This is a genomic window from Curtobacterium guangdongense (assembly GCF_049341845.1).
GTDB classification, from domain to species: Bacteria; Actinomycetota; Actinomycetes; order Actinomycetales; family Microbacteriaceae; genus Curtobacterium; species Curtobacterium guangdongense.
This window is the reverse complement of sequence record NZ_JBMPIT010000016.1, coordinates 24,437-50,741: the sequence shown is the minus strand read 5'-3', so window position 1 is coordinate 50,741 and position 26,305 is coordinate 24,437. Positions and strand designations below refer to the sequence as shown.

27 protein-coding genes are annotated in these 26,305 nt (G+C 71.5%); 14 read left to right on the top strand and 13 right to left on the bottom strand.

Going from position 1 to position 26,305, the window contains the following annotated elements:
• Positions 1-349 precede the first annotated feature (349 nt).
• Positions 350-1,138 (top strand): glycoside hydrolase family 16 protein, encoded by a 789-nt coding sequence (locus ACO0E1_RS18050; protein ID WP_422875426.1) that lies wholly within the window; start codon positions 350-352, stop codon positions 1,136-1,138.
• A 40-nt stretch (positions 1,139-1,178) separates the two neighbouring features.
• Here ACO0E1_RS18050 and ACO0E1_RS18045 read toward each other — a convergent pair whose 3' ends face one another.
• The gene (locus ACO0E1_RS18045; protein WP_422875425.1) at positions 1,179-1,898 is read right to left on the bottom strand and encodes a YceI family protein; all 720 of its coding nucleotides are present in this window, start codon (positions 1,896-1,898) and stop codon (positions 1,179-1,181) included.
• A gap of 61 nt (positions 1,899-1,959) precedes the next feature.
• On the opposite strand from ACO0E1_RS18045, the gene ACO0E1_RS18040 reads away from it, so the two are divergent.
• From ACO0E1_RS18040 to ACO0E1_RS18025, 4 genes are all read left to right on the top strand, one after another.
• Positions 1,960-3,267, top strand: a complete 1,308-nt coding sequence (locus tag ACO0E1_RS18040; RefSeq protein ID WP_422875424.1) for a hypothetical protein — start codon at positions 1,960-1,962, stop codon at positions 3,265-3,267.
• The gene (locus tag ACO0E1_RS18035; RefSeq protein ID WP_281264807.1) at positions 3,264-3,572 is read left to right on the top strand and encodes a thiamine-binding protein; all 309 of its coding nucleotides are present in this window, start codon (positions 3,264-3,266) and stop codon (positions 3,570-3,572) included. Before ACO0E1_RS18040 ends, ACO0E1_RS18035 begins: the two co-directional genes overlap by 4 nt.
• A 75-nt stretch (positions 3,573-3,647) precedes the next feature.
• Positions 3,648-3,866 (top strand): hypothetical protein, encoded by a 219-nt coding sequence (locus tag ACO0E1_RS18030; RefSeq protein WP_422875423.1) that lies wholly within the window; start codon positions 3,648-3,650, stop codon positions 3,864-3,866.
• 253 nt (positions 3,867-4,119) lie between these two features.
• Entirely contained in the window at positions 4,120-5,385 is a 1,266-nt protein-coding gene (locus ACO0E1_RS18025; protein ID WP_422875422.1) for an MFS transporter, read from the top strand.
• Between the two features lie 173 nt (positions 5,386-5,558).
• Here ACO0E1_RS18025 and ACO0E1_RS18020 read toward each other — a convergent pair whose 3' ends face one another.
• From ACO0E1_RS18020 to ACO0E1_RS17995, 6 genes are all read right to left on the bottom strand, one after another.
• Positions 5,559-6,230, bottom strand: coding sequence for a response regulator (locus ACO0E1_RS18020; RefSeq protein WP_402728925.1), 672 nt, complete (start codon positions 6,228-6,230; stop codon positions 5,559-5,561).
• Between the two features lie 90 nt (positions 6,231-6,320).
• Positions 6,321-7,643, bottom strand: a complete 1,323-nt coding sequence (locus ACO0E1_RS18015) for a hypothetical protein (RefSeq protein WP_422875421.1) — start codon at positions 7,641-7,643, stop codon at positions 6,321-6,323.
• Positions 7,640-8,797 (bottom strand): ATP-binding protein, encoded by a 1,158-nt coding sequence (locus ACO0E1_RS18010; protein ID WP_422875420.1) that lies wholly within the window; start codon positions 8,795-8,797, stop codon positions 7,640-7,642. The genes ACO0E1_RS18015 and ACO0E1_RS18010 overlap by 4 nt, the downstream gene beginning before the upstream one ends.
• Positions 8,798-8,990: 193 nt before the next feature.
• Entirely contained in the window at positions 8,991-10,190 is a 1,200-nt protein-coding gene (gene metX / locus ACO0E1_RS18005; protein ID WP_422875419.1) for a homoserine O-acetyltransferase MetX, read from the bottom strand.
• A 273-nt stretch (positions 10,191-10,463) separates the two neighbouring features.
• On the bottom strand, positions 10,464-11,795 hold the full coding sequence (locus tag ACO0E1_RS18000) for a bifunctional o-acetylhomoserine/o-acetylserine sulfhydrylase (protein ID WP_281264797.1): 1,332 nt from the start codon (positions 11,793-11,795) through the stop codon (positions 10,464-10,466).
• 140 nt (positions 11,796-11,935) lie between these two features.
• Positions 11,936-13,027, bottom strand: coding sequence for an acyltransferase family protein (locus ACO0E1_RS17995; protein WP_422875418.1), 1,092 nt, complete (start codon positions 13,025-13,027; stop codon positions 11,936-11,938).
• Between the two features lie 86 nt (positions 13,028-13,113).
• Here ACO0E1_RS17995 and ACO0E1_RS17990 point away from each other — a divergent pair, with 86 nt between their 5' ends.
• From ACO0E1_RS17990 to ACO0E1_RS17970, 5 genes are all read left to right on the top strand, one after another.
• A complete protein-coding gene (locus ACO0E1_RS17990; RefSeq protein WP_422875417.1) occupies positions 13,114-13,890 on the top strand; it encodes an SDR family oxidoreductase in 777 nt (258 codons plus the stop codon).
• A gap of 91 nt (positions 13,891-13,981) precedes the next feature.
• Positions 13,982-14,512, top strand: a complete 531-nt coding sequence (locus ACO0E1_RS17985) for a phosphoribosyltransferase (protein WP_281264794.1) — start codon at positions 13,982-13,984, stop codon at positions 14,510-14,512.
• Complete coding sequence (locus ACO0E1_RS17980) at positions 14,509-15,228, top strand: Type 1 glutamine amidotransferase-like domain-containing protein (protein WP_422875416.1); 720 nt, start codon at positions 14,509-14,511, stop codon at positions 15,226-15,228. The genes ACO0E1_RS17985 and ACO0E1_RS17980 overlap by 4 nt, the downstream gene beginning before the upstream one ends.
• 8 nt (positions 15,229-15,236) lie before the next feature.
• The gene (locus ACO0E1_RS17975) at positions 15,237-15,923 is read left to right on the top strand and encodes a uracil-DNA glycosylase (RefSeq protein WP_422875415.1); all 687 of its coding nucleotides are present in this window, start codon (positions 15,237-15,239) and stop codon (positions 15,921-15,923) included.
• Between the two features lie 58 nt (positions 15,924-15,981).
• Positions 15,982-16,620 (top strand): GNAT family N-acetyltransferase, encoded by a 639-nt coding sequence (locus tag ACO0E1_RS17970; RefSeq protein ID WP_422875414.1) that lies wholly within the window; start codon positions 15,982-15,984, stop codon positions 16,618-16,620.
• Between the two features lie 51 nt (positions 16,621-16,671).
• Here ACO0E1_RS17970 and ACO0E1_RS17965 read toward each other — a convergent pair whose 3' ends face one another.
• On the bottom strand, positions 16,672-17,382 hold the full coding sequence (locus ACO0E1_RS17965; RefSeq protein WP_422875413.1) for a FadR/GntR family transcriptional regulator: 711 nt from the start codon (positions 17,380-17,382) through the stop codon (positions 16,672-16,674).
• Positions 17,383-17,584: 202 nt separating this feature from the next.
• Between ACO0E1_RS17965 and ACO0E1_RS17960 the strand changes: the two genes are divergently transcribed.
• Positions 17,585-19,087, top strand: coding sequence for a GntP family permease (locus ACO0E1_RS17960; protein WP_422875412.1), 1,503 nt, complete (start codon positions 17,585-17,587; stop codon positions 19,085-19,087).
• On the top strand, positions 19,084-19,605 hold the full coding sequence (locus tag ACO0E1_RS17955; protein ID WP_422875411.1) for a gluconokinase: 522 nt from the start codon (positions 19,084-19,086) through the stop codon (positions 19,603-19,605). Before ACO0E1_RS17960 ends, ACO0E1_RS17955 begins: the two co-directional genes overlap by 4 nt.
• On the opposite strand, the gene ACO0E1_RS17950 is transcribed toward ACO0E1_RS17955, so the two are convergent.
• Both ACO0E1_RS17950 and ACO0E1_RS17945 read right to left on the bottom strand, forming a co-directional pair.
• Positions 19,598-20,512, bottom strand: coding sequence for a L,D-transpeptidase (locus ACO0E1_RS17950; RefSeq protein WP_422875410.1), 915 nt, complete (start codon positions 20,510-20,512; stop codon positions 19,598-19,600). The two genes, ACO0E1_RS17955 and ACO0E1_RS17950, sit on opposite strands and share 8 nt — an antisense overlap.
• A 20-nt stretch (positions 20,513-20,532) precedes the next feature.
• Positions 20,533-22,176 (bottom strand): ABC-F family ATP-binding cassette domain-containing protein, encoded by a 1,644-nt coding sequence (locus ACO0E1_RS17945; protein ID WP_422875409.1) that lies wholly within the window; start codon positions 22,174-22,176, stop codon positions 20,533-20,535.
• 14 nt (positions 22,177-22,190) lie between these two features.
• On the opposite strand from ACO0E1_RS17945, the gene ACO0E1_RS17940 reads away from it, so the two are divergent.
• Entirely contained in the window at positions 22,191-22,454 is a 264-nt protein-coding gene (locus tag ACO0E1_RS17940; protein ID WP_422875408.1) for a 2-dehydropantoate 2-reductase N-terminal domain-containing protein, read from the top strand.
• A gap of 48 nt (positions 22,455-22,502) precedes the next feature.
• Here ACO0E1_RS17940 and ACO0E1_RS17935 read toward each other — a convergent pair whose 3' ends face one another.
• The 3 genes from ACO0E1_RS17935 to ACO0E1_RS17925 are packed head-to-tail and all read right to left on the bottom strand — an operon-like array spanning position 22,503 to position 24,303.
• Entirely contained in the window at positions 22,503-23,375 is an 873-nt protein-coding gene (locus tag ACO0E1_RS17935; RefSeq protein ID WP_422875407.1) for a phosphotransferase family protein, read from the bottom strand.
• Positions 23,372-23,626, bottom strand: coding sequence for a hypothetical protein (locus tag ACO0E1_RS17930; protein ID WP_422875406.1), 255 nt, complete (start codon positions 23,624-23,626; stop codon positions 23,372-23,374). Before ACO0E1_RS17930 ends, ACO0E1_RS17935 begins: the two co-directional genes overlap by 4 nt.
• Before the next feature lie 26 nt (positions 23,627-23,652).
• A complete protein-coding gene (locus tag ACO0E1_RS17925; RefSeq protein ID WP_422875405.1) occupies positions 23,653-24,303 on the bottom strand; it encodes a YigZ family protein in 651 nt (216 codons plus the stop codon).
• A 77-nt stretch (positions 24,304-24,380) separates the two neighbouring features.
• On the opposite strand from ACO0E1_RS17925, the gene ACO0E1_RS17920 reads away from it, so the two are divergent.
• Entirely contained in the window at positions 24,381-25,820 is a 1,440-nt protein-coding gene (locus ACO0E1_RS17920; protein WP_422875404.1) for an amidase, read from the top strand.
• Positions 25,821-26,305: the final 485 nt, after the last annotated feature.

Here is a 26,305-nt window from a genome sequence, read left to right as displayed (position 1 = left end):
CTCCCGCCGAAGCACTCAAGCAACTACTCTCACGACCAACAGAAACAGGTGTTGCAACCACCACCTGAATCCACCCAGCGACTGTGTCGCTGGTCGCGCGTCACGGCGCGGTTGCAGCCTCGCGTGCAGGGTCGCGGGAACACGCAACCGCAGCGGGAACACGCACGGCGCGTTGGAGCCCGCACCGATCCCGCCAGCGGTGGTGCAGGGCCTCGTGGGAGCGCCGGAGGGCGCGTAGACAGACAGCCGAGGGACGACACCCGACCGATCAGACACGGAGGTCCGTCCCCGGAAGGCGATCCACGACCATGCAGTACGCACAGCACTCCGTCCAGCACCGGGACGACCGATGAAGGTCACTCGGACGCTGCTCGTGTTCTCCGCCGTCATCGCCGCCGCGGTGACGCTCGGTGCCGTCACGAGCGCCGACGCCCGCCCCTGGGTCGGCGATCCGGCGTCGCCCGCACCGACCGCCGCCGGGGCACCGACGCCGACGCCGACGGCACCTGCGGGCGGCGCGGCCCCGACGTTCTCGGAGGACTTCGACACCCCGGCGGCCGCCGGCGGACAGTTCGCGGCAACGTACGCGGGATCGTGGCAGCCCTACCCGGACGGCATGAGCGGCAAGTACTGGTCGGGAGAGGTGATCAGCGCCCACGACGGGATCATGGACGTCGCGATGGACGGGAGGCGCGGGGCGGCCGGTACGTTCGGCACGCCGGACGGGGCCTGGTCGCACGTCGGCGGGACCTTCAGCGTGCGAGCCCGCGCCAGCGGTGGGGACGGCAACGGCGCCGCCTTCATGCTGTGGCCGACGTCGAACGTGTGGTCGGAGGGGGAGCTGGACTTCCCGGAGGGGACCTTCCAGGGGACCGTCGGGGCGTTCAGCCACTCGATGGTGCCCGGTCAGGAGCGGAGCGCGATCGGCCTGCACACGGACGCGACCTGGCGGCAGTGGCACACCTACACGACCGAGTGGGACCCGGGCGTCGCGGTCCGGTACTTCGTGGACGGCGAACTCGTGCTCACGGTCACGCAGCACGTGCCGACGACCGCGCACCGGTTCATGTTCCAGATCGGGGACTACGGGAAGCCCGGGCACCTCGAGATCGACTGGGTGAAGACCTGGGACCGCTGAAGCGGGGGAGCGTGGGGTCGCGCGGCGGCGCGTCGCCTGGCTACCGGGCCGGCGTCGCGTGGACGAGGAACTCGACCGCGCCGTCCGCGTCGACCTTCACGAAGCCGAGACTCGGTGCCTGCACGCCGTAGTCGGCGAAGGTGATCGGGATCGAGCCGGAGATGTCGACGCCGTCGCCGTTCAGGCCGACCTGCAGCGTCGCGGTGACCGATTTCGTCACGCCGTGCAGCGTCAGGTCGCCGGCGGCCCGCACGGTCGTGGTCCCGCTGCCGGACGGGACCGCGTCCGCGACCGGGCTCGTCAGCGTGAAGGTCGCCTTCGGGAACGCCGCGGTGTCGAGCGCAGAATCGCGGAAGTACGAGTCGCGCTGTGCGGAGTCGGTGGCGATGTCGGCGACCTCGACCTCGATCGACGCCGCGGTGATCGACGAGCCGTCGACCGTCGCGGTCCCGGTGACGCTGTCCGTCCGCCCCGTGACGGTCACGTCGGAACCGTTCAGCACCTCGTGCAACCGGTAGCCGGCCTCGGAGCCACTGCCGACGGTCCAGTCGCCGGTGAGATCGCTCGCGTCGAGTGTCGACGGTGCACGGCTCGCGGCGACGCTCGGCTCCGCCTCGGCCTTCGCGTTCTCGGAGTTCGAGTACACCGTCGTGCCGATCACGGTCCCGACGACGCCGAGGACCACGACGGCCGCCGCGATCGAGATCCAGATGGTGGCCCTGCGCTTGCCTGTGCGCTTGCGAGTGCGTGGAGTGGTCACGGTGAGACGGTGACACGTCATCCTCGGGAAGACCTGGGGATCGCGCCGCTACGATCCTGGGGTGCTGAGGTCCAGGTGGTTCGAGGTCGTGGGCTTCGCCGTCGCGTTCGTCGCGGTGCACGCCGTGCTGTGGTGGCTGACCGCGACGACCGCGAACCTGCCGCTCGGCGACGTCACGATCACCTATCGCCGCTGGATCGAGACGGGGCTCACGTCGCACTACTGGGTCGGCATCGACTCGGACTGGGTGTACCCGATCCTGGCGATCGTCCCCATGGCCGCCGCCGCGCTCGGAGGAGCCGCGTCGATCGGCACCGGGTGGCTCGTCCTGATGGTCCTGCTCGACGCCGCTGCGTGCGCGTTCCTCTGGCGGTTCCGGGCCCTCGGCGTGCGGGTCGTCTGGTGGTGGCTCGTGTTCCTCCTCGCGCTCGGGCCGATCGGGCTCGGGCGGATCGACACCGTCGCGACCGCGGTGGCGATGGTCGGCGTGTGCTTCGTCGCGTCCCGGCCGGCCGTTGCCTCCGCCGTGTTCACCGCCGCCGCGTGGATCAAGGTGTGGCCGGCCGCGCTCGTCGGGGTGCTGCTCGTCGTACGACGCGGGCACCGGCGCGGGGTCCTCGTCGGCGCGCTCGTCGTCACCGCGCTGATCGTCCTCGTCGACGTGTTGTTCGGCGGAGCCGCCCATCTGCTGTCCTTCGTCGGGCAGCAGAGCGGTCGGGCGCTCCAGATCGAGGCGCCGCTCGCGACGCCGTTCATGTGGGCGGCAGCCGCGCACGTCCCGGGCGCCGCGGTGTTCTACGACCGGGAGATCCTGACCTTCGAGGTCTCGGGGAACGGCACCCACTTGGCTGCGGCCGCATCCACGCCGCTGATGGCGCTCGTGGTCCTCGGCGGCATCGCGCTCGCCGTGTGGGCCGTCGTCCGCGGTGCCCGTCGAGCCGAGGTCGCGCCACTGCTCGCACTGGTGCTCGTCGCAGCGCTCATCGCCACGAACAAGGTCGGGTCGCCGCAGTACATCGGGTGGTTCGCGGTGCCGATCGTCTGGGGGTTGATCGCCGGCCGGGGGAGTGCACGCCGGTTCCTGCCGATTGCGATGGTGGCGCTGCCGATGGCGTTCCTGACACAGCTGATCTACCCCGCCTACTACGACCAGGTGCTCCTCGTGCAGCCGTGGATCCTCGTGGTGCTCACGACCCGGAACGCCCTCGAGGTCGCGATCCTGGTCTGGGCCCTCGTCCTGGTCGTCCGGATCGGGCTCCGGGCGCGGCGGGGTGCACTCGCCGGGTCCCGGTCGGGCGCTGCCGGATCCCAGCCCGGCGCTGCCGAGTACGGGCCGGGAGCCGTCGCGGAGGGCAGGATGGACCCATGATCGTCGCCTTCTCCGTCGCTCCCTCCGGTGGCCCGTCAGCCTCGTCCGACGGCTCCGTCCACGACGCCGTCGCGGCGGCCGTCCGTGTCGTCCGCGAGTCGGGCCTCCCGAACCGCACCTCGTCGATGTTCACCGAGATCGAGGGGGAGTGGGACGAGGTCATGGACGTCGTCAAGCGCGCCACCGAGGCCGTCGGCGCCTACGGCACGCGCGTGTCCCTGGTGCTGAAGGCCGACATCCGACCTGGGCACACGGGCGAGATCGACGGCAAGCTCGAGCGGCTCGAAGCGGCGCTCGACTCCTGAGTCCTCGCCGCGGCGCCGACGACACGCCGCCGCCCTCCCGAGGATGTCGGTGGTCGGGTGTGTCATGTTGCGCAGATGGTCGCACCGGGCGGTCACCGACATGACGAGGAGATCGTGATGATGCACGACGGCTGGTGCCCCGACTGCGACCTGCGAACGGTCGTCATCGACGTGGACTCCGACGACCAGAACGCCTGGGCCACCTGCACCGAGTGCGGTGCCGGTTGGGTGCACCGTGACGAGATCCCCGCGCCCGTGGTCGCCCACCGGCAGCCGGAGCGTCGCGCAGCCTGAACGACGGCGATCGAATCGATTCGGTCCGGTGGGTTCCGTTGACCGTTTGGAGCGGTCTACACTGATCCGACCGGGCCGTGCAGTCGGACCGGTCTCTTCCGTTCACCGTCGAGCGGACCGGCCGACGCCGGTCGCGACGACGCCGTCCCGGACGGGAGGCCCGGCGCGCTCCGCCTTGCGCCGCACCTCCAGCCCCTCCTCCGTGAGCCCCGTGGCTGGCCCCGAACCGTCCGTCACGTCCGAAACAGGCACCATGTCCCAGCTCACGCCGGCGCGTCGCGCGCTCGCGCTCATCGCCCTCGCCCTCGGCGGGTTCGCCATCGGGTCGACCGAGTTCGTCGCGATGGGGCTCCTCCCGAACATCGCCGAGGCGCTCCTGCCGACGCAGTACGCGGCGAACCCGGACGCCGGCATCGCACATGCCGGGTGGCTCGTCAGCGCCTACGCGCTCGGCGTGGTCGTCGGTGCGCCGACGATCGCCGCGATGTCGGCGAAGTTCCCGCGCAAGGGGCTCCTCATGGTGCTGCTCGTCGGGTTCGTCCTCGCCACCATCGCCAGCGCGCTGCTGCCGTCGTTCGGCCTGGTGCTCGTCGCCCGGTTCGTCGCGGGCCTGCCGCACGGTGCGTACTTCGGCATCGCCTCGATCGTCGCCGGCGACATCATGGGTCCCGGCAAGCGCGGCAAGGGCATCGCGATGGTGCTCCTCGGCCTGTCGGTCGCGAACGTCATCGGCGTCCCGGCGATCACGTTCATCGGGCAGAACGCCGGGTGGCGCGTGGCCTACGGCGTCGTCGCAGTGCTCTTCGCCGCGACGTTCTTCGCCGTGTCTGCCTTCGTCCCGCGCTCGGCCCGCGACGAGCACGCGTCCATCGGTCGTGAGCTCCGGGCGTTCCGTGTGCCCCAGGTCTGGCTCGTGATGGGGCTCGGCGCGGTCGGGTTCGGCGGGTTCTTCGCGGTGTACTCGTACATCTCGCCGCTCGTCACGAACGTCACGGGGCTGTCCGAGTCGGTGGTGCCGCTGGTGCTCGTCGTCGTCGGCCTCGGCATGGTCGTGGGTGGTGTCCTCGGCGGACACCTCGCGGACCACAGCGTCAAGCGCACGATCTACGTCGGCATGTTCGCCCTGATCGGTGCGCTGCTCGTGACGGTGCTCACCGCACAGTGGGCCGTCGGCGTGTTCGTCGGGGCGTTCCTGCTCGGTGCGACCTCGTCGGCGATCCCGCCGGCGGTGCAGTCGCGCCTGATGGACGTCGCCGGGGACGCGAAGACGATCGCCGCGGCGCTGAACCACTCGGCGTTCAACATCGGGAACTCGCTCGGTGCCGCCCTCGGTGGCGCGGTCATCGCCGCCGGGTTCGGCTTCGTGGCGCCGGGGTGGCTCGGCATCGTGCTCGCGCTGCTCGGTGTGGTGATGACGTCGATCAGCTACGCCGTCGAGCGTCGGTCGAACCGCCGCGCGGCCCTGTCAGCCCCGCACCCCACGACCGGCCCGATCACGTCTCCGATCCCGCTCGTCTGACGCGCGCGGGCCGTCTCCGGGCCCGCACGACCTTCCGGAACCACTGAGATCGCACTCCGCGTCGGAACGACCGGAGTCGAGGCGACACGGAGTGCGATCTCAGCGGGCGGGCGCGGGCGGGCGCGGGCAAGCGCGGGCAAGCGCCGGCGAGCGCGGGCGAGCGACCCAGGGACCTACAGGCCGTGCGGGCTGCCGTCCTCGAAGATGATGCCGTCGGTGATCGCACGCTTCCGGAGGGCGACCTTCGTGCCGACGTCGAACCCGGCCACGCGGTACTTCTCACGGATGCGCTTGAGGTAGCTCTTCGCCGTCTCCTCGGAGATGCCGAGCTGGTACGCGACGCTCTTCACCGGCTCGCCACCGCCGTAGAGCGCCATGACGCGGCGTTCCTGGGCGCTGAGCTTCGGCACGCCACCGACGTCGCCCGAGTTGATCGCCAGGTCGAGCTCGGCGGAGACGTACTGCTCGCCGCGCTGGGCCGAGCGGATCGCCTCGACGATCATCTCGGCGTCCTCGCTCTTCACGAGGTACCCGAGGGCGCCGGACCCGAGGGCTTCGCGCACCACGTTCGGCTCCGAGTACGTGCTCATGACGACGGTCTTCACGCCGGCCGTCTTGAGCGTCGAGATCTTCAGCGAGACCGGGATGGAGTCCTTGAGGTCCAGGTCGAGCAGCACCACGTCGACCGGGAACGACGGGCTGGTGAGCAGCTCGGGCCAGGTCGTGACGGCGGCGACGAGCGTGATGTCGTCGGCAGCGCCACGGATCCACTCCGTCAGGGCGCCGAGCAGCATCTTGTGGTCGTCGACGAGTGCGAGTCGGATCGGTTCCTCTGGAGTCGCCATGCTGGCGTCCTTTCTCGTGGTCTGCGTGGCAGAGCCTAGGTGGTGGGCCCACTCGGCGAGCGCAGGCTGGTCAGGGTGTCCGACAACCCGTCACATCGTGGGATGTCGGCTCACGACGCAGTGGGCGACGATGTGGAGCGCCCCGTCCCGCACCGTGTCGGTGTAGCTCCCGATTCGGGCGAGTCCGCTCCAGGCCGTCGGGCCGAGCCGTCGGCGCGGGACGCCGCGGGACTCGATGACGATCGGCACGTCCATCTCCTCGTCGGAGACCGGGTGCCCGTCCGACCCGACCGGCCCGAGCGTGACGGAGACCATCGGGACGCCGGGCTGCAGGCCGCGGCCGTCGCCGACCATCTGCCAGAGCGCCTGGAGCAGTCCGTCGCGCTGTGCGGGGGAGAGGTGCCCGGCGAGCGATCCGGGGTCGGCCACGCTGACGGCACGGCCGAGGTGGTCCGACTCGGTGATGGCGTGGTACAGCCAGGTCTCGCGACGGCCCTCGATGAGGTGCAGGCGGAGCTCGGTGGCCAGGGACGCCGCCACCGACGCGGACGCGTCCGACAGGGGCAGCGGATCGGTCCCGTTCGCGACGGCGTCGAGGAGCTTCTCGGCGGCGAGGTCGAGCCGGGCGAGTTCGTCGGACGCGAGCATGCCGACGGCGAACTGGGGTGCGGAGACGTTCGACTGCACGAGCACACGGTCGAGCTCGCGCTGCACGAGCTGCCGGAAGCGGTGCGTGACGAAGATCGCCACGGACGGCGGGACGATCACGAGCGCCAGCAGCGAGAACAGCCCGGGGATGGTGTCGGTCGTGATCGGGGTCGAGGCGACCGCCATACCGATGAACGCGAGCCCGAGCACCGTGATCGCGGCGGCGACCTCGCGGGCAGGACGGAGCGTCGCGACGGGGAGCAGGGCGAACCCGGCGGCGATCGAGGCGCTGGCGGTGTGGGCGAGATCGTGCTCGGGCCAGATGCCGATGAAGTCGAGGGTGACGACGCACCCGAGCACGACGCAGATCAGCACGAATGCCAGCCCGGTCAGTCGTTCGCCGTAGGTCAGGACGCTCAGGCCGACGCCGACAGCCGCGATGACGAAGAGCATCCACGCGGCAGCGGGGAGCCACGGGTCGGAGAAGTCCGTCCAGTGTGCGAGGAAGAAGACGATGCCCGCGATGGCCTCGAGTGCGGTGAGCACCGCCGCGCCGAGCCCGAGGTGCCCCGCTCCGAGCGAAGCGCCGGGCTTCGCGGCCTGCCGCAGCGACCGCGCACCGGTGGAGGTGGAGGGGAGGCCGCGCGCCTGCCGACGTTCCGTGCCCCGGTAGCGTTCCCGAGCCTCCCGTCGGGTCCGCGGAGCGGGCTGCTGCGTCTCGCCGGGGAGTCCGCGGCCGATCGTGTCCTCGGGGACGCGACTCATCGGGGTGCCTCCAGGACGACGGTGGTGCCCGATCCGGGCGCGGAGAAGAGCCGTGCGTCCCCGCCGACCTCGCGGAGGCGGTTCACCACGCTCTCCTTGAAGCCGAGACGTTCTTCGTCGATGGCGCCGAGTTCGAAGCCGACACCGGAGTCGGTGACCATCGCGCGGACCATGTCGTTGTCGTGCACGATCGTGACGTGTGCCTCGGCGACGCCGGCGTGGCGACGGACGTTCTCCAGGCACTCCGCGAGGGCGAGCAGGAACGCGTCGAGGACGTTCGACGGCAAGAGGACCTGCCCGGTGCCGTGCCAGCTCACCTCGAGTCCCATCCGGCCGAAGCGCTGCTTGACGGACTCGAGCGTCTGGCCGAGCGGAGACTCCTCGGTCCTGGTGAGCGAGTAGTCGCCGGACTGCTGCGGTTGCGGCGTCGCGCCGAGCCGGAGGTGGCGGAGGAGCCTGGCGTCCTCGGCGGCCTGCTCGCGCATCGCCTGTTCGGAGACGCCGACACCGGAGTGGGCGAGGAGGGTGAGCGTGGCGAGGACGGTGTCGTGGAGCAGCCGGGCACCCTGGCGGCGCTGTGCCTCGGTCTCGCTGGCCTGGCGTTCCGCACGGTGCGCGGTGCCGATGCTGTAGATGCGGCGCGCGACGCGGGGGATGCTCCGTGAGATCCAGTACGCGACCACGGCAGTGAGGACCCAGCCGAGGACGGTCCCGCCGACGGCGTTGGAGACGAGTCCGCCGGCGGCGAAGGCCATCACGACGATCGACCCGACGCCACCGAGGATGGTCAGCCCGAGCCCGATGAGGTGCCCGCGCTGCGCCATGAGGAGCGAGGAGAGCCCTCCGGCGGCGAGGGGGACGAGTGCGCTCGCGACCACGGTGCGGGCGAGACCGTCGACGCTCGTCGTCAGGATGACCATGGCGCCGAGGCCCGCCGCGAGCGTGAGCGCGGTCCACCACGTCGAGCCGTTCCACCCGAACGCGACGAGCGCACCGATCATCACCGCGATGCAGGCGATCCCACCGGCGAGTGGACCGGCCGGGACGGCGAACGCGCAGAGGACGCCGACCAGGCTGATCAGCGTGCAGACGATGCCGACGACACGGGTCGTTGACCGGAGGAGCCGGTCACGTTCCTGTGCGATGAGTTCCATCGGTGTCCTGGTGCTGTTCTCGTGTGGGTGCAGGGAAGGTCGTGAAACCGACGGTTGATCGGTTCGGAGCCATCATTCCACGCGCGGCACCCGTTGGGGGGTGTTCGGCACGCCCGGTCGTTCCGATTGGAAACGGTTTTGTTATAGCGAATGCGATGAATACGTCGATTCAGCCCAACAGACGTACGTCGCTTCAGCCCAACAGGCGACGGAGGTGCGCACCGACCGCTGCGTGCTCGATGAGGAACCCGTCGTGGCCGAACTCGCTCTCGATGACGGCCGCGTGCTCGCCGTCGAGGGTGTCCGGGATGCTGGCGGCGATCCGGTGTTGGTCCTCCACGGGGAAGAGCCGATCGCTCGAGATGCCGACGACGAGCGTCCTCGCCGTGATGGCGCCGAGGGCCGACGCGACGCCGCCTCGTCCCGCGCCGACGTCGTGCGAGTCCATCGCGTGCGTCAACGTCACGTACGTCGATGCGTCGAAGCGCCTGGTGAACTTGTTGCCGTGGAAGTCGAGGTAGCTCTCCACCGAGAACCGGCCGTCGTCGCCGAGCGGGGACACGTCCGACTGCCACGAGCGGTCGAACCGCCCGTTGAGTTCGTCGGACGCGCGGTAGGTCATCATCGCCATCCGCCTCGCCAGGGACAGCCCCCTGGACGGCCCGTCGCCGGGTTCGGCCTCGTAGTAGTCGCCGCCCGCGAAGCCCGGGTCCATCTGGATCGCGGCGCGCTGCAGCGAGTTCGCCGCGATCTGGTCCGCCGTGGTCTGGGCCGTGCTGGCGAGGATCGCCAGTCGTGCGACGCGGGACGGGGCCGACGCCGCGAACTCGAGCGCGTGCATCCCGCCCATCGATCCGCCGACCACCGCGGCGAAGCGGTCGATGCCGAGCGCGTCGGCGAGCTGCACCTGTGCGGCGACCTGGTCGCGCACGGTGACGAACGGGAACCGTGACCCCCACTCCACGCCGTCGGGGGAGACCGACGACGGACCGGTCGAGCCCTGGCAGCCGCCGAGCATGTTCGGCGCGACGACGAACCAGCGGTCGGTGTCGATGGCCCGACCCGGTCCGACGACGTCGCCCCACCACCCGGCGGTCTTGTGCCCGGGGCCGGCATCACCGGTGACGTGCGAGTCCCCGGTCAGTGCGTGGAACACGAGGACGGCGTTGTCCCTCGCGTCGTTCAGCGTGCCCCAGGACTCGTAGGCGATCCGGACGCTCGGCAGCCGTCCGCCGCGGACCCACTGCTCGCCGAGCGCGACGAACTGTCGGGAGCCGGGGTGGTCGCCCGGGCGCCAGGCACCGGTGACCGGGGGTTTGCCGATGGCCCCGAGCGCGGTCCCTGGAACCAGGGTGGACGGGACGGAGTCCTCGGGAGTCGTCTGCCAGTCCATGGTCCGTCCATTGTCCCGGTCGTTGGACCGTCCGGACGCCGTGTTACGTCGGTTGCGTGGCCGGATCGGGGCGGACGGGAGGCTCGGGTCGGGTCCGGTGGGGTGGTTGCGTCTGCAAGGGGCGACAAGACCGCTGTCGTACGACATCGACGTTGTCGCAAGCAGGCGGACGCAACAGTTGCACACGCGCGGGAACGACGAAGTCGCTGTCGTACGACAGCGACTTCGTCGTTCCGAGTCGGCTTCGGAGGGAGTCGGGAGCCCGGCGTGCGACTACGCGCGCAAGCCCGCCTGGGCGACCGCACGAGCGGCGGCGAGCCCGGCCTCGAGGTCCGCCTTCAGGTCCTCGACGTTCTCGATGCCCACTGACAGGCGCACCAGGCCCGGCGTCACACCGGTCGTCAGCTGCTGCTCCGGCGTGAGCTGCGAGTGCGTGGTCGACGCCGGGTGGATCACCAGCGAGCGCACGTCGCCGATGTTCGCGAGGTGCGAGAACAGCGTCAGGTTGTCGACGAGTGCACGACCCGCGTCGACACCGCCCTTCAGCTCGAACGACAGCACCGCGCCGACACCCTTCGGTGCGTACCGCGTCGCGGCTCCGTACCAGGGGGAGGTCGGCAGGCCGGCGTACGCCACCGTCGCCACGTCCGGGTGCTGATCGAGCCACTCGGCGATCTCCTGCGCGTTCGCCACGTGCCGCTCGATGCGGAGCGACAGCGTCTCGATGCCCTGCAGCAGTGCGAACGCGGTGTCCGGGGAGCTCGACGCACCGAGGTCGCGGAGGAGCTGCACGCGCGCCTTGATGATGTAGGCGAGCGAGTTGCCCACCGCCTCGGCGAAGACCGCCCCGTGGTACGAGGGGTCCGGTGTGTTGAACTCCGGGAACTTCTCCGGGTGCTGCGACCACGGGAACGTGCCGCCGTCGACGATGACGCCGCCGATGACCGTGCCGTGCCCGCCGAGGAACTTCGTCGCCGAGTGCACCACGATGTCGGCACCATGCTCGAACGGACGGATCAGGTACGGCGTCGCGATCGTGTTGTCGACGATGAGCGGCACACCGGCCTGGTGCGCGATGTCCGCGACCGTCGTGATGTCGAGCACGTTGATCTTCGGGTTGCCGATCGTCTCCGCGAAGAACAGCTTCGTGTTCGGGCGGACGGCGCGACGCCACTCCTCGGGGTCGTCCTGGTCCTCGACGAAGGTGGTCTCGATGCCGAGCCGGGCGAGCGTGTACTTGAAGAGGTTGTACGTCCCGCCGTAGATGGACGACGAGGACACGATGTGGTCACCGGCCTGCGCGATGTTGAGGACGGCGTAGGTCTCCGCCGCCTGACCGCTCGCGACCAGGAGCGCACCGGAGCCCCCCTCGAGCGCGGCGATCCGCTGCTCGAGGACGTCGTTCGTCGGGTTCATGATGCGTGAGTAGATGTTGCCGGGCTTCGCGAGGGCGAAGAGGTCACGCGCCTCGTCCGAGTTCGCGAAGACGTACGAGGTCGTCTTGTAGATCGGGGTGGCGCGGGCACCGGTCGTCGGGTCGGGCTGCGCCCCGGCGTGGACCTGCGTGGTCTCGAACCGCCACTGCGCGGCGTCGTTCTCGGTCATTCGTGCTCCTGTCCGGTGCGGTCGGTCGTCGGGTCGCCGTGCGCTCGGCCGGGAGGCTGGGCGCGTCTTCACGTCGAGCCTCACGGTACGAGGGGTGGCCGGGTCTCCACCACCGCCGGAGTCTCGTGACGTAACGCGCGTCAGGCGGGGTCCCTGCGGAAGAGCCAGCGCACGTTCGGCTCGAGCAGCCAGCGCATGCCCCTCCTGACGAACGGCTGTGCCAAGAAGAGGCTCACCGCACAGGCGAACGCGACCATCAGGAGCACGTACGGCCACGCCGAGTGCGCTCCGGCGAGGATGCCGGACTCGCGCACCGGGTAGAGCACGAACGTGTGCAGCAGGTACACGTACATCGTCGCCGCGCCGAACTGCGTGATCCAGACGTTCCGTCGGGGCACCAGCAGGAGGAACGACGCCGTGAGCAGCGCGGCGAGGAGCATCAGCCCGAAGCGCACGGCACCCGCCCACCAGGCGTCCTCACCGAGACCCGAGTACGAGTCGTCGTAGAAGAACCAGTGGTGCAGGTCGAACTCCTTGAACTGCGGGATCCACACCGCGCAGGCGACCGCCCACGCCGCGAACACCGCGCCGGCCACGATCCGGAGCCGCACGACGATCCTCCGTGGCGCCTCGTACCAGCGGTCGAACAGTCCCCACTGCTTCACCTGCCAGCCGACCAGGAAGAACGGCAGCAGGCTGATCGCGCGGGAGAGGGACAGCGTGGAGTCGACGTTGTCGAAGTACCCGACCCCGATGCTGAACACGACGGCCCAGAACAGCGGCCACCGCAGCTGCGCCAGGTACGGCAGGATCAGCTTGAAGATCCCCAGTGCGAGCAGGAACCAGAGCGTCCAGGTCGGCTGGGTCGGGTTGAACTTCTTGCCGCCCTCGACCAGTGACTGCACGACCGTCCAGATCGTCTGCATGATGATGTAGGGCACCACGATGTCCGTGATCGTCCGACGCATGCGCTTCGCCGTGGGGGTGTCCGCGGACGAGAAGTACCCGCTGATCACCCCGAACGCCGGCATGTGGAACGCGTAGATGAACGTGTACAGCGCCAGGGCGTGCTCGCTCGCGGTGGTCTGCCGTTGGATCGCGTGCCCGATGACGACGAGCGTCACGGCGACGAACCGCGCCGTGTCCCACATCGGGATGCGCCGCTTCGCGCGACCCGGTTCGAGGTTCGTGGTCGGCGCAGCGGGCGCGGGAGGGGCGGCGTCCATCGTCATCCCTCGTGACGTTACCGGAACGTGACCTTCGCTGTACTGGGTACCGTTGTCGTGACATTCGTCGACGGAGCACTGGAGGCACGGACATGGCAGCACGACGCGCGGTCGTCACGGGAGCGAGCTCGGGGATCGGGGCGGCCACCGTCCGACTGTTCCGTGAACGGGGCTGGGACGTGCTCGCCGTCGCCCGCCGTGCCGACCGGCTCGAGGCGCTCGCCGCGGAGCTCGGGATCGACACGCTCACGGCGGACATCACCGACGCCGCCGACGTCGAGCGTCTCGCCGCGCGGGTCGCAGAGCTCGGCGGCGCGGACGTCCTCGTCAACAACGCCGGGGGAGCGTTCGGCTCGGCGAGCGTCGAGGAGTCGGACGTCGAGGACTGGCGCGCCATGTTCGAGGTCAACGTGATCGGGACGAAGCGCGTGATCGCGGCGCTGCTCCCGCACCTCCGACGGCGTGCGGCGACCGCCGGGGGCGCCGACATCGTCACCGTCACGAGCACTGCCGGGTTCGTGTCGTACGAGAACGGTGGCGGGTACAACGCGGCGAAGGCCGCCGAGCACGCCCTGGTCGGCGCGCTGCGCCTGGAGCTGAACGGCGAACCGATCCGCGTCGTCGAGATCGCTCCCGGGCTCGTGAAGACCGACGAGTTCGCGCTCGTGCGGTTCGGCGGGGACGAGTCGAAGGCCGCGGCGGTCTACGACGGTGTCGAGGACCCGCTCACGGCCGACGACGTCGCCGAGGCGATCGTGCACGCGGTGGAGCTGCCGGCGCACGTGAACCTCGACCTCGTCACGATCCGCCCGGTCGCGCAGTCCGCCCAGCACAAGCTGGCGCGCGGACACCTGTCGCCCAAGTCCTGATCGAGCTCGCGACCCGAGTTCCCCGCCCCACACGCGCCCGGGCGGGGAACTCGGGTCGCGGACGCGGGGTACCTGCCGGTACCGTGGACGGATGCCGATCAGCAGCGAACCCGCCGAGCCCTCCTCGCCGGCCGTCGTGACCGTGACGAGCGGGCCAGAGGTGCTCGGCTGGCTCGAGTTCGGGGACGCCGCTCGGCTCCTCGCGAAGGACGTCCTGTCGTCCGGCTTCGAGCCGGAGGTCGTCGTGGCCGTCGCCCGCGGCGGACTCATCATCGCCGGCGCCGTGGCCTACGCGCTCGGCACCAAGGAGTGCGGCTCGATCAACGTCGAGTTCTACACCGACGTCGAACAGCGTCTTGACGAGCCCGTCGTGCTCGCGCCGGCGCTCGACGCCCCGAGCCTCGCCGGCAAGCGCGTGCTCGTCGTGGACGACGTCTCCGACTCCGGGCGCACCCTGGCGCTCGTCGTCGACATCATCGCGAAGGCCGGCGCCGACGTGCGGAGCGCCTGCCTGTACTCGAAGCCCGGCACCGTGCTCGAGCCCGACCACGTCTGGCGGCGGGTCGACGGCTGGATCACGTTCCCGTGGAGTGCCCTCGCACCGGTGACGGCCGAGTCGTGAGCATCCACCTCGTCGGCGGCGGACCGTTCGCCGCCTCCGACGCCGCTGCGCCCTTCCTCGCCGAGGCGACCGCCCGCTCCGCCGCCGTCGGCCGCACCGTCCCACGGATCGGGCTGCTCTCCGTCGCCGACGCCACGGGCACGAGCCCGTCGTCGACCGCCGACATCGCGGAGGTCCTCGGTGGTGCCCGCGCGGCGGAGGTCCTCGTGACCGAGGTCGCTCCGGGGCAACCGTTCACCACGGCCGTCCTGAGCGACATCGACGCCCTCGTCATCGGCGGCGGGCGGACCCCCGACTACCTCGACGCGATCGCGCCCCTCGTCGACCAGATCCGCCTGCTCGTCTCCGACGGCCTGCCGTACCTCGGGTACTCCGCCGGCGCGATGATCGCGTCCGACCGTGCGCTCGTCGGCGGCTGGCGCGTCGGCGGTGTCGAGGTCTGCCCCGAGGGCGCATCAGAGGGCCTCGACGAGGTCGAGCTCCGCGAAGGACTCGGGCTCGTGGACCTGACGATCGACGTGCACGCCGTGCAGGCCGGCACGATCGCGCGGCTCATCGCCAGCGCCGAGGCCGAGTTCGTCACCGCCGGGCTCGCCATCGACGAGGACACCGTCCTGGTCGTCGGTGAGGGGGCGCTCGAGGTCCGCGGGGCCGGCAGCGTCTGGCGCGTGGTCGCCGGCGACGAGTCGGTCTCCGTCGCCACGATGGGCGCGTAGCGACTCCGATGCAGGCCCTGCCGCTCGCCGAACTGGTCGACCCTGGGTGGGCCGAGGCCCTCGCCCCCGTCGAGGACGACGTCCACCGACTCGGTGCGTGGCTCCGGGAGGAGACGGCGTCGGGGCGTCCGTACCTGCCCGCCGGCGCATCCGTGCTCCGGGCGTTCGAGTACCCGTTCGACGAGGTGAAGGTCCTGGTCGTCGGGCAGGACCCCTACCCGACACCGGGACACCCGATCGGTCTGTCGTTCGCCGTCGACCCCGGGGTCCGTCCGGTGCCGCGCAGCCTCGCGAACATCTACCGCGAACTCCACGACGACCTCGGCGTCACCGCACCGGCGCACGGTGACCTGCGTCCGTGGTCGGAGCGGGGCGTGATGCTGCTCAACCGCGTCCTGACGGTCGGCGCCGGGGACGCCGGCAGCCATCGGGGCAAGGGGTGGGAACGGGTCACCGAGCAGGCCGTCCGCGCGCTCGTCGCCCGGGACCGCCCGCTCGTCGCCGTGCTCTGGGGCGCGCAGGCCGGGTCCGTCCGGCCCTTCCTCGGGGACACGCCGATCGTCGCGTCGGCACACCCGAGCCCGCTCAGTGCGTCCCGCGGGTTCTTCGGGAGCCGCCCGTTCTCCCAGGTGAACGAGCTGCTCGTCGCCCAGGGTGCCGACCCCGTCGACTGGACGCTGCCCGCCCAGGTGTGACGAGCCTCCAGGCCGGTGCCGTGACCGCGTGCCGGACGCGACCCGTAGGCTCGTGACCGTGCTCGAGGAGGAATACCGCCAGCGGCGCGTGCTGCCGCGCCACCTGCGTGCGCCCGCGCCGTCCGAGACCGCGTTCGCCTGGTCGATCCGCGCCGCCGAGCCGTCGGACCTGCCGGACATCCGCGAGATCCACGCGCACTACGTGCGGAACTCGTCGGTGACGTTCGACGGCGCCGTGCTGACATTCGCTGCGTGGAAGCAGCGGTACGACGAGATCCGCCGGCGGAAGCTCCCGTTCCTGGTCGCGGTGAACCCGTCGGGGCAGCTGCTCGGGTACGCGCTCGTCGACCCCTGGAACCCGCGTGACCGGTCGAACCACGTGGTCGAGAACTCGATCTACCTCGGGCCGGCCTCGGGCGGGAAGGGGCTCGGGCGTGCGCTGATGGAGGCGCTGCTCGACGAGTGCCGTGCTGCTGGGGTCCGCGAGGTCGTCGCGGTGATCGCCGACCGGTCAGCCGATGCCTCGATCAAGTTGCACCGACGGCTCGGCTTCGAGGAGATCGGCCGCATGGGCAAGGTCGGGTACAAATACGACCGGTGGCTCGGGACCGTCACGATGCGGTTGCGCCTGCGGGGTCCGCGGACGCGGCGCGGTGCCTCGGGCGGGTCGGGCAGGTCGGGCAGGTTTTCGCGCTGAGCGACACCTCACGGGTTTGTGACGGCGTGAACTGTCGCTGAGTGCGAAACGTCAGGCTGAGCGCCCCGCGGCCTCCGCGATGAACTCGTCGCGCGTTGCGCCGACCATCGCGGCCGCGGCGGCCGCGGCAGCGTCGGCGTCCCCGGCGGCCACGGCCCGCCCGACCGCCTCGTGCCGGGCGGCCGCGGCGCCCGTCCACCGGGTGATCGTGTCGCGCGACTCCGACGTGCGGGTGCGGAGGAGCGCCTCGACGGTGCCGGCGAAGTGCCCGAACACGGCGTTGCCCGACCCGGTGAGGAGCGCGCGGTGGAAGCGGACGTCCGCCTCGAGGTAGGCGCGGCCGTCCCCGCTCGACGCCGCGGCGACCATGTCGAGCGCCGCGGCCAGCACCGGAGCGCCGGCCTCGGCCCCACGGCCGGCGAGCAGCGACGCCGCGACGGGCTCGATCCCGAGCCGGAGCTCGAGGAGTTCGCGCTGCTGGGCGAAGTACTCGTCGGAGAGTCCTCGCCACCGGATGACCGACGGCGAGAGCAGCTCCCATGACGTCACGGGCAGCACCTGGGTCCCGATGCGCTGTCGCGGCTCGACCAGTCCGAGTGACTGCAGGACGCGGAGTGCCTCGCGCACGACGGAGCGCGACACGCCGAACTCGGTCGCGATCTCCTCGGGGCGCAGCACGACGCCCGGAGCCGAGGTGCCGGACACGATCCGCTGACCGAGGGTGTCGAGCACCTGGGCGTGCAGCCCGCGGGGCGTGGTCATCGTTCCTCCATGCAGTACGGATCGCGCACCGGGTGCGACGTGTGCTCCATCAGACCGGCAGACTGCCCCGACGGGTGTGTGCCGCGCGGAGGATCGACGTATAGTCTGATTAATCAGATTATTCGATGTCGCTCCGAACGGCATCGCAACCCGGAACCAAGGCGACGGAGCCGCGCGGAAGCGTCTCCAGGAAGGGGCGCAGATGCCTCACCTCGCACCAACCAGCGCGAGCACCGTGCTCGCTGCCGGCACCGACACGGTCGACCCGTCCGGTCCGGTCTCGCAGCTCGTGATCGCGGCGCTCATCGGCATCGTCGTGATCATCGTCCTGATCACGTGGCTCAAGATCCACCCGTTCATCGCGCTGACGATCGGCGCGGTCGGCGTCGGCATCGGCGCCGGACTCGCACCGGACAAGGCCGTGACGAGCTTCGGGGTCGGCTTCGGCGCGACCATGACGAGCGTCGGCATCCTGGTCGGGCTCGGGTCCATGTTCGGCAAGATGCTCGTCGACTCGGGCGCTGCGGATCGGGTGGTGGACACCCTCGTCCGCAAGTCGTCGAAGGCGGCGCTGCCGTGGACGATGGCGCTCATCGGTGCACTGATCGGTCTGCCGATGTTCTTCGAGGTCGGCCTGGTGCTCCTCATCCCGATCATCGTCCTGGTCGCCAAGCGCAGCGACGTGCCGATCATGAAGATCGCCGTCCCCGCCCTGGTCGGTCTGTCCACGATGCACGCGTTCGTCCCGCCGCACCCCGGACCGCTCGTCGCGATCTCCACGGTCGGTGCGAACCTCGGCACGACGCTCGCCTTCGGCATCGTGCTCGCGATCCCGGTCATCATCCTGGCCGGCCCGGTCTTCGCCCGCTTCGCGGCCCGCTGGGTCGACATCCCGGCACCCGACCTGTTCGGCTCGCGTGGCAGCGACCCGGCTCACGAAGGACGGGAGGCTCGGCGCGGCCCCGCCACGCAGGACACCGCATCCCTGCCGAACGGCAAGAGCGACTTCACCCGCGTCATCAGCGAACCGCGCAGTCCGTCGTTCACGGTCGCGCTGATCGGCATCCTGCTGCCGGTGGTCCTCATGCTCGCGCAGGCGATCCGCGAGGCGACGATGCCCGACGCCACGGGCACCTGGGTGAGCCTGCTCGACTTCCTCGGTTCGCCGATGGTCGCGATCGGACTCGCCGCGCTGTACGCGATCGTCTTCTTCGCGATCGGCGGCGGCATGGACCGCTCGGCCGTGTCCCGTTCGCTCGAGAGCGCGCTGCCGCCCGTCGCCGGTGTGCTGCTCATCGTCGGCGCGGGCGGTGGCTTCAAGCAGGTCCTGATCGACACCGGGATCGGCGGGGTGATCGCCGACGCGGTGAAGGACTCCGGGATCTCGGTGCTCCTCGTCGCATGGGTCGTCTCGGCGCTGGTCCGGGTCGCCACCGGGTCGGCCACGGTCGCGACCGTCACGGCCGCCGGCATCATGGCCCCGATCGCGCAGGACCTGTCGTCGCCGGTGGTGTCGCTCCTGGTGCTCGCGATCGGCGCGGGATCGGTGTTCCTGTCGCACGTCAACGACGCCGGGTTCTGGCTGGTGAAGGGGTACCTCAACACCACGGTGGGGCAGACGTTCAAGACGTGGACGGTGCTCGAGTGCCTGATCTCGGTGTTCGGTTTGCTCGGGGTCCTGCTGGCCGGGATCTTCATCCGATGAGCGCACTCGACGCCCGCGTCCTCGTCGTGATGGGGGTCTCCGGTTCGGGCAAGTCGACCGTGGCCGAGATGGTCGCGGAGCGGCTCGGGTGGGACTTCGCCGAGGGCGACGCGATGCACCCGCAGGCGAACGTCGACAAGATGCACGCCGGGATCCCGCTCGACGACGACGACCGCTGGCCGTGGCTCGACGTGATCGCGGCCTGGATCCGCGACCACCTGGACTCCGGCACGAACGGTGTCGTCACGTGCTCGGCGCTGAAGCGCTCGTACCGCGACGTCCTCCGGGCGCCTGGCGTGGTGTTCGTGCACGTCGCCGGCGACAACTCCTTGATCGAGGACCGGATGACGGCCAGGTCCGGGCACTTCATGCCGACGTCGCTGCTGGCGTCGCAGCTCGCCACCCTGGAGCCGCCGCAGGACGACGAGGCGCACATCACCGTCGCCGCCGACCGCACCCCGGAGCAGGAGCGCGACGAGGTGATCGAGCGGCTGGGTCTCGGACCCGGCGTCAGGTGAACTGGATCGGGGTCCCGACCGGCAGCGCCGCGAGGGTCTTCGTCATCGCGGCGGAGATCCGCACGCATCCGTGCGAACTGCCGGTCGGGTCCGGGTAGTAGTGCAGCGCCGTCAGTGCGGCGTTTCCCCCGTACGACGGGATGCGGGAGGAGTGTGCCCCGGTCAGGATGATCGGGTTGCCCTGCGTGTAGGTCACGCGCGCGTCGACGTACGCCGCCTCGACGTAGGTCGCCGTGGCGGTCGGGGTCGGGTCCTCCGGTGTGCCGAGCCGTGCCGCTTCGCTCGCGATGACCTGCCCGCTCCGTGCGACGACCGAGACCGTGCTCGCGGCGACGTCGACCCGGATCGTCCGGTCCGTGTCCGCGACACGGAAGTCGGCGGCTCGGGCCCACGCGAACGTCGCACTCGGCGCGTCGGGCACGCCACCGTCACCCGGCGTGCGGTTCCGTGCCGGGGTCGACACCAGGAGCATCCCGCCGTCGACACCGGGGGAGCGACCCCACACGGCGGTGGCAGCGGGGAGCTCGACCGTCGACACCGTCGCCGAGAGCGTCCCGACGGGCGCCGCGTCGGCGTCCGGGCTGGCGTACAGCGCGACGAGTTGCGCGTTCGGAGTCGCGATCTGCCAGCCGTTCTCGGGGTGGACGTCCGAGCCGTCGAGGAGCCCGGGGATCACCGCGTCGTGGAACGCGAGCGGCAGCGCCGCGAGTTCCGCCGCCGACGGTGCCGCCGGCACGGCGGCGGGTGTCGGTGTCGGGGTCGGCGTCGGCGTCTGCTGTCGGGCGGCGGTGGTCGTCGGTGGGCTCGCCTGGTCGCGGTCTGGTACCAGGGCGAGCCCGACGCACACGACTGTCCCGACGAGGGCAGCACCGGCCACACTCGCCACGATCCACGTCCGCCGTCGCACCACGGGCCTCCTGTCCGGTCCTAGCGTTCCGTGACGCGGCCGGCATCGACGCGCCACTGGCGGTCCAGCCGGACCGTCTCCAGCATCCGCCGGTCGTGCGTGACGAGCAGGAGCGTGCCGTCGTACGAGTCGAGTGCCTGTTCCAGCTGCTCGATCGCGGGCAGGTCGAGGTGGTTCGTCGGCTCGTCGAGGATCAGGACGTTCACGCCACGGGCCTGCAGCAGCGCGAGGCCGGCGCGGGTCCGTTCGCCGGGGGAGAGCTCGCCGGCCGCGCGGCCCACGTGGTCCGCCTTGAGCCCGAACTTGGCGAGCAGGGTCCGCACCTCGGCGGTGGCCAGCTCCGGCACGAGCCCCTTGAACACCGCGGCGAGGGGCTCCGCGCCGGTGAACGACCCGCGGGCCTGGTCGATCTCGCCGATCGCGACGCTCGACCCGGTGCTCGCCGTCCCGGTCGTCGGCGACTGCTTGCCGAGCAGGGCGCGGAGCAGCGTCGACTTGCCGGCGCCGTTGGGGCCGGTGATCCCGATGCGGTCGCCGCCGTCGACCTGCAGCGAGACAGGGCCGAGCGTGAAGTCGCCCTGGGTGAACGTGGCGTCCGACAGGGTCGCCACGACCGCGGAGCTCCTCGGCGCCTGGCCGATCGTGAACTCGAGCTGCCACTCCTTGCGGGGCTCCTCGACCTCGTCCAGGCGTGCGATGCGGGACTCCATCTGACGGACCTTCTGCGCCTGCTTCTCGCTTGACTCCGACGCCGCCTTGCGCCGGATCTTGTCGTTGTCCGGGGCCTTCTTCATCGCGTTCCGGACGCCCTGGCTCGACCACTCCCGCTGCGTCCGGGCTCGTGACACCAGATCGGCCTTCGTCGAGGCGTACTCGTCGTAGGCGTCCCGCTTGTGCTGACGCGCGATCTCGCGTTCTTCCAGGTAGGCGTCGTAGCCACCGCCGAAGAGCCGGTTCGACGACTGCGCGAGGTCGAGCTCGAGGACGCTCGTGACCGACCGTGCGAGGAACTCGCGGTCGTGGCTGACGAGGACGACCCCGCCGCGGAGGCCCGTGACGAACGCCTCCAGCTTCGCCAGGCCGTCGAGGTCGAGGTCGTTGGTGGGTTCGTCGAGCAGGACGACGTCGAACCGGGACAGCAGCAGCGCCGCCAGTCCGACCCGAGCGGCCTGGCCGCCGGACAGCGACGTCATGAGCGCGTCCGTGTCCACGGTCAGTCCGAGGTCCGCGAGGACGGCCGGGACGCGCTCGTCGAGGTCGGCCGCCCCGGACGCGAGCCACCGGTCGAGCGCGGTGGAGTACCGGTCGGCGGCGTCGGCCGGGGCGTCCGGGTCCCCGAGCGCGGCCGCGGCGATGTCCATCTCCGCGGTCGCCGCGGTGCAGCCGGTCCGTCGACCGAGGTACCCGGTCACCGTCTCCCCGACGACCCGCTCGTGTTCCTGGGGCAGCCAGCCGACGAACGCGTCCGCCGGTGCGAGCGACACGGTGCCCGCGAGCGGTTCGTCGACGCCCGCGAGGAGCCGCAGCAGGGTGGACTTGCCGGCACCGTTCACGCCGACGACGCCGATCACGTCCCCGGGGGCGACCGTGAGGTCGAGCCCCTCGAACAGCGTGCGTGCGGCGTAGCCGCCGGCGAGGCCCTTGGCGACGAGCGTGGCGGTCATGGTGCAATCGTCCCATGGACGCATCACTGGCCGTGGTCGGGCCGGGAGCCATCGGGACCGTCGTCGCCGCAGCACTGCACGACGCCGGTCGGACGCCGCTGCTGTTCGGTCGCACGGCTCGGGACCACCTGGAGCTCGTGGACACGACCGGGCGGATCGTGGTGCCCGGGCCGGTGCAGACCGACCCGCGCCCCGTGACGGACCCCGTGGACCCACTGCGCATCGCGATCGCCGTCTGCGGGTTCGTGCTGGCCGTGTACCTGTTCGTCGAGGCGTGACGCGGGACCGTTCCGTGTCAGCGTCGGGCATCCATCGGCACGCCGGGATCACCGGGTCAGCAGCTCGATCCACTCGGCGCGCTCCGTGAGCAGGCGACGCTGCCGCGCGCGACCGTCGGCGGTGGAGTGCTCGTCGCGTCGGCTGAACCGCAGCAGGTCGAGGAACACGACCGCCACGCACGCGCGGAACACGACCGGTTCGGCGGCGTCGGTCCCGGCGGCGACGATGCGCACGAGCGCGTCCTGGTCGACCCGGTCGTGGCTCAGCAGCGTCGCGAGGTCGAACGCACGCGGTCCGCTGCCGATCGCCTCGATGTCGACCACGCCACTGACCGAGCCCCCGTCGAACAGGACGTTCGCCGGCCGGAAATCCCCGTGCACCATGTCCGTGCGCGGCCACGTGGCACGGTCCGCGTCCCGGACGAGTCGGTCGCAGACGTCGAGCATCGGCGTCGGCGCGCCGGACTCCGCGCGGAGCCGTTCCTGACCCGCCCCGATCTGCTCCAGCAGGAAGTCCGTCCAGCAGTGCTCCGGCGACGGGTCGATCCCGGCCTGCGATTCGACGACCGCGATCAGCGCCTCCGCCGTCGCCGTGTCCACGTCGTCGGACGTGTGTCCCGGGCACCACTCCTGGACCTGGTACCCGATGCCGGCCCTGGTCGTCCCGGCGGCGAGCCACGCCGGCGTCGGGTAGCCCGCGTGCCGAGCGACGTCGACCGCGTGTCGGGCGGTGACGATCCGCGCTGCCCACTCCAGGTCGGCGGTCGTCTTCAGGACGGCATCGGTGCCGTCCTCGGCGCGGACCAGCCAGGCGCCGGTCTGCCGACCACCGTCGAGCCGTTCCGCGAGGTGCCAGCGCCGTCCCGTCACGGTCGACGCGTCGCGGAGTGCCGCCTGAGCCTGTGCGCGGTCCGTCGTCATCGGCGCACGCGTTCCGCGATCGTCCTGGCGACATCGGGCGCCGGGGTCGTGGTCGTGTCGTCGCCGTCGATCCGCGCCCGGAGCGTGTCCGGCTCGGCGTGCAGGACGACGTGCCGGATCGGGACGTCGTACCGGGCGAGTCCGTCGCTGATCTCGCGCCAGTACGCCTCGACCAGCACCGTCATCGGCACCACGAGCGCAGCCGTCGTGGTCGTGCCCACCCCGTGCGTGCCGTTCAGCCAGACGATCACGACACCGACGCTAGCGCGGACGTCGATCAGGAAGCCGGGACGTCGACGATCCGCTCGGCGCCGACGACCGGGGCGAGCGTGCCGGCGGACGTGGCTGCGAGGTCCGCCACGAGGGTCGGGATCGCCGGAGCGGGGACCCACAGCTCGAAGGTCGCCGCCGTCCCGTACCGGGTCGCCGCGAGCGTCGAATCGTGGTGCCGCACCCAGTCGCGGAGCACGTTGTCGACCCGCCCGGCATCCGCGTGCTGGACGTCGACGGTCACCGACGTCAGGGCTTCGCGGCGGACGGTCTCAGCACGGTCGAGCGCCTCGGACACGGAGGTCGAGTACGCGCGGACGAGTCCGCCGGCACCGAGCTTCACGCCGCCGAAGTACCGCGTCACGATCGCCACGACGTCGGTCAGCTCGCGGCGTCGGAGGACCTCGAGCATCGGCACACCCGCGGTGCCGGACGGTTCGCCGTCGTCCGAGGAGCGCGCCTGGTCACCGAGGACGCCGGTCACCATCGCGGTGCAGTTGTGCCGCGCGTCCCAGAACCGCTTCCGGACCTCGGCGATCGCGCGGTCCGCCGCGTCCGGGTCGGACACCGGGACGACGGTGGTGACGAACCGCGACTTCGTGATGACGATCTCGTGCTCGACCGTGGCCGCGATCGTGGACGGGTACCGATGGCTCACCCGTCGAGCGTACCGGCGCCGGGTTCCCGCTCAGCGGCAGGCAGGCACGAGGACCAGGGCGAATAGGCTCGGGAACCGTGTTCGAACTCCACCACCTCTCCGCGCAGGAACTCTGGGACTGGATCCGCCGCGGCGACACGACGGCCCGCGAAGCGACCGAGCACTTCCTCGCCCGCATCGAGCGGCTGGACCCGGGACTCGGTGCCTTCGTGACGGTCACCGCGGACGCCGCGCGCGAGCGAGCCGACCGTCTCGGCCACCTGGTGCCGACGTCGAGGCCGCTGTGGGGCCTCCCGTCCGGAGACAAGGACCTGTACGACCGCGCCGGCGTGCCCACCGGATCCGGAACGGTGTCGTTGCCGGAGCGGCCGGCGGCGGCCGACCACCCGCTCGTGACGGCGCTCGACGCCGCCGGTGCGGTGGGCCTCGGCAAGACGGCGAGCCCGGAGTTCGGGATGTCGTCGTCGTCCGAGACGGCGCGCGGTGTCACGCGGAACCCGTACGACACGAGCCGGGCTCCCGGAGGGTCGTCGAGCGGTGCCGCGGTCGCGGTCGCGGCGGGGCTGCTGCCGGCGGCCGTCGGCTCCGACGGCGGGGGATCGGTGCGGATCCCCGCGGCGGCGACGGGCCTCGTCGGTCTGAAGCCGAGCCGGGGCCGGGTGCCGTCGATGCCCGGGCGCTCGGGCGTGGGTGGGCTCTCGGTGGCCGGGCCGCTGACGCGGACGGTCGCCGACGCGGGCATGTACCTGGACGCTCTCGTGGCGCCGACGGGCCTCGACGAGCCCGCGCCGTACGCGCTCGTGACACCGGACGTCGGCGACGGGCCCTTCACCGCGGCGGCCGTGCGAGGCGAGGGGCGGTTCGTCCTCGGGGTGCTCGACGGTTCCCCGTGGGACGACACGGTCGACGTCGTGGTCGATCCGGCGGCACGGGCGGCGGTGGACACCGCACTCCGGGTGCTCGGGGAGCTCGGCCATGGGATCGAGGACGTCGCGATGCCGCGCGTGCCGTACGCGTCGGCGTTCCGGGTCGCATGGGAGAGCTCTGCGGCGCGACTGCCCTCGGTCCCCGGCATCGACCTGTCCGCGCTCACGCCGCTGGTGTCCTGGCTGGTCGCGCGTGGTCGTGCGCTGACCGGCACGCAGGTGCTCGACGCGATGACGGCGCTCGACCTGTTCTCGGCGACGCTCATCGGCGCGTTCGACCGATTCGACGCCGTGGTCACGCCGACGCTCGCGCTCACCCCACGGCGGCTCGGCTGGTACGGCGAGGACCCCGAGGAGGACTTCCGCCGTCAGTGCGCGTACTCGCCGTGGACGTCCATGGCGAACGTGGCGGGGCTCCCGGCGATCACGCTGCCGGTGGGGGTGACCGAGGAGTCGCACCCCGACGGCGCCGGGCTCCCGATGGGGGTGCAGCTCATCGGCCGGCCGGGTGGGGAGCGCACGCTGCTGGCGCTCGGCGCGCAGCTCGAGCGGCGCATGCGCTGGCAGCGGCGGCACCCGCCCGTGTGGTGAGGGGGCGACGGGGGACCGACGGGCGCCGACTCGCGCCTGACTCACGGGTGCCGGCGGGGGACCGACGGGGGACCCGACGGGTGCCGACTCGGAACGATAATATCGCTGGTTGCGGACGCAACGACCACCGCGGACGCAACGACCACCGCGGACGTGACGAACAGCCGCCCGCCTTGCCCACCGACGGACGGGAGGCTCGTGGCGGCGCCGCCCCGTGCCTCCCGTCCGGCCCCATCCGGCCCCAGGGCCCACGGTCCCCGTTCGCGATTCCACGACTCGCCGCCGATGTTCGTCGAGGTTCCACGACTCACGGGCGCGGGGCGCCGAGATTCCCGAATTACGGCATCTCGAGCCGGGGGGCGACGGGGAACGGAGAGCGGGCCGTCTCGAGGCCGTGAGATCGCACTTCGTGTCGGAACCTCCGTCGACGTTCCGACACGAAGTGCGATCTCACCGGACGACGGACGACGGACGACGGACGACGG

What these genes read in the sequence shown, in the direction of transcription:
- ACO0E1_RS18015 (WP_422875421.1), bottom strand. Translation starts at nt 7,643, where the DNA reads ATGAGTCGCGTCCCCGAGGACACGATCGGCCGCGGACTCCCCGGCGAG.
- ACO0E1_RS18035 (WP_281264807.1), top strand. Translation starts at nt 3,264, where the DNA reads ATGATCGTCGCCTTCTCCGTCGCTCCCTCCGGTGGCCCGTCAGCCTCG.
- ACO0E1_RS18030 (WP_422875423.1), top strand. Translation starts at nt 3,648, where the DNA reads ATGGTCGCACCGGGCGGTCACCGACATGACGAGGAGATCGTGATGATG.
- ACO0E1_RS17985 (WP_281264794.1), top strand. Translation starts at nt 13,982, where the DNA reads ATGCCGATCAGCAGCGAACCCGCCGAGCCCTCCTCGCCGGCCGTCGTG.
- ACO0E1_RS18050 (WP_422875426.1), top strand. Translation starts at nt 350, where the DNA reads ATGAAGGTCACTCGGACGCTGCTCGTGTTCTCCGCCGTCATCGCCGCC.
- ACO0E1_RS17975 (WP_422875415.1), top strand. Translation starts at nt 15,237, where the DNA reads ATGCAGGCCCTGCCGCTCGCCGAACTGGTCGACCCTGGGTGGGCCGAG.
- ACO0E1_RS17990 (WP_422875417.1), top strand. Translation starts at nt 13,114, where the DNA reads ATGGCAGCACGACGCGCGGTCGTCACGGGAGCGAGCTCGGGGATCGGG.
- ACO0E1_RS17960 (WP_422875412.1), top strand. Translation starts at nt 17,585, where the DNA reads ATGCCTCACCTCGCACCAACCAGCGCGAGCACCGTGCTCGCTGCCGGC.
- ACO0E1_RS17965 (WP_422875413.1), bottom strand. Translation starts at nt 17,382, where the DNA reads ATGACCACGCCCCGCGGGCTGCACGCCCAGGTGCTCGACACCCTCGGT.
- ACO0E1_RS17995 (WP_422875418.1), bottom strand. Translation starts at nt 13,027, where the DNA reads ATGACGATGGACGCCGCCCCTCCCGCGCCCGCTGCGCCGACCACGAAC.
- metX (WP_422875419.1), bottom strand. Translation starts at nt 10,190, where the DNA reads ATGGACTGGCAGACGACTCCCGAGGACTCCGTCCCGTCCACCCTGGTT.
- ACO0E1_RS18020 (WP_402728925.1), bottom strand. Translation starts at nt 6,230, where the DNA reads ATGGCGACTCCAGAGGAACCGATCCGACTCGCACTCGTCGACGACCAC.
- ACO0E1_RS18010 (WP_422875420.1), bottom strand. Translation starts at nt 8,797, where the DNA reads ATGGAACTCATCGCACAGGAACGTGACCGGCTCCTCCGGTCAACGACC.
- ACO0E1_RS17940 (WP_422875408.1), top strand. Translation starts at nt 22,191, where the DNA reads ATGGACGCATCACTGGCCGTGGTCGGGCCGGGAGCCATCGGGACCGTC.
- ACO0E1_RS17945 (WP_422875409.1), bottom strand. Translation starts at nt 22,176, where the DNA reads ATGACCGCCACGCTCGTCGCCAAGGGCCTCGCCGGCGGCTACGCCGCA.
- ACO0E1_RS18000 (WP_281264797.1), bottom strand. Translation starts at nt 11,795, where the DNA reads ATGACCGAGAACGACGCCGCGCAGTGGCGGTTCGAGACCACGCAGGTC.
- ACO0E1_RS18025 (WP_422875422.1), top strand. Translation starts at nt 4,120, where the DNA reads ATGTCCCAGCTCACGCCGGCGCGTCGCGCGCTCGCGCTCATCGCCCTC.
- ACO0E1_RS17935 (WP_422875407.1), bottom strand. Translation starts at nt 23,375, where the DNA reads ATGACGACGGACCGCGCACAGGCTCAGGCGGCACTCCGCGACGCGTCG.
- ACO0E1_RS17955 (WP_422875411.1), top strand. Translation starts at nt 19,084, where the DNA reads ATGAGCGCACTCGACGCCCGCGTCCTCGTCGTGATGGGGGTCTCCGGT.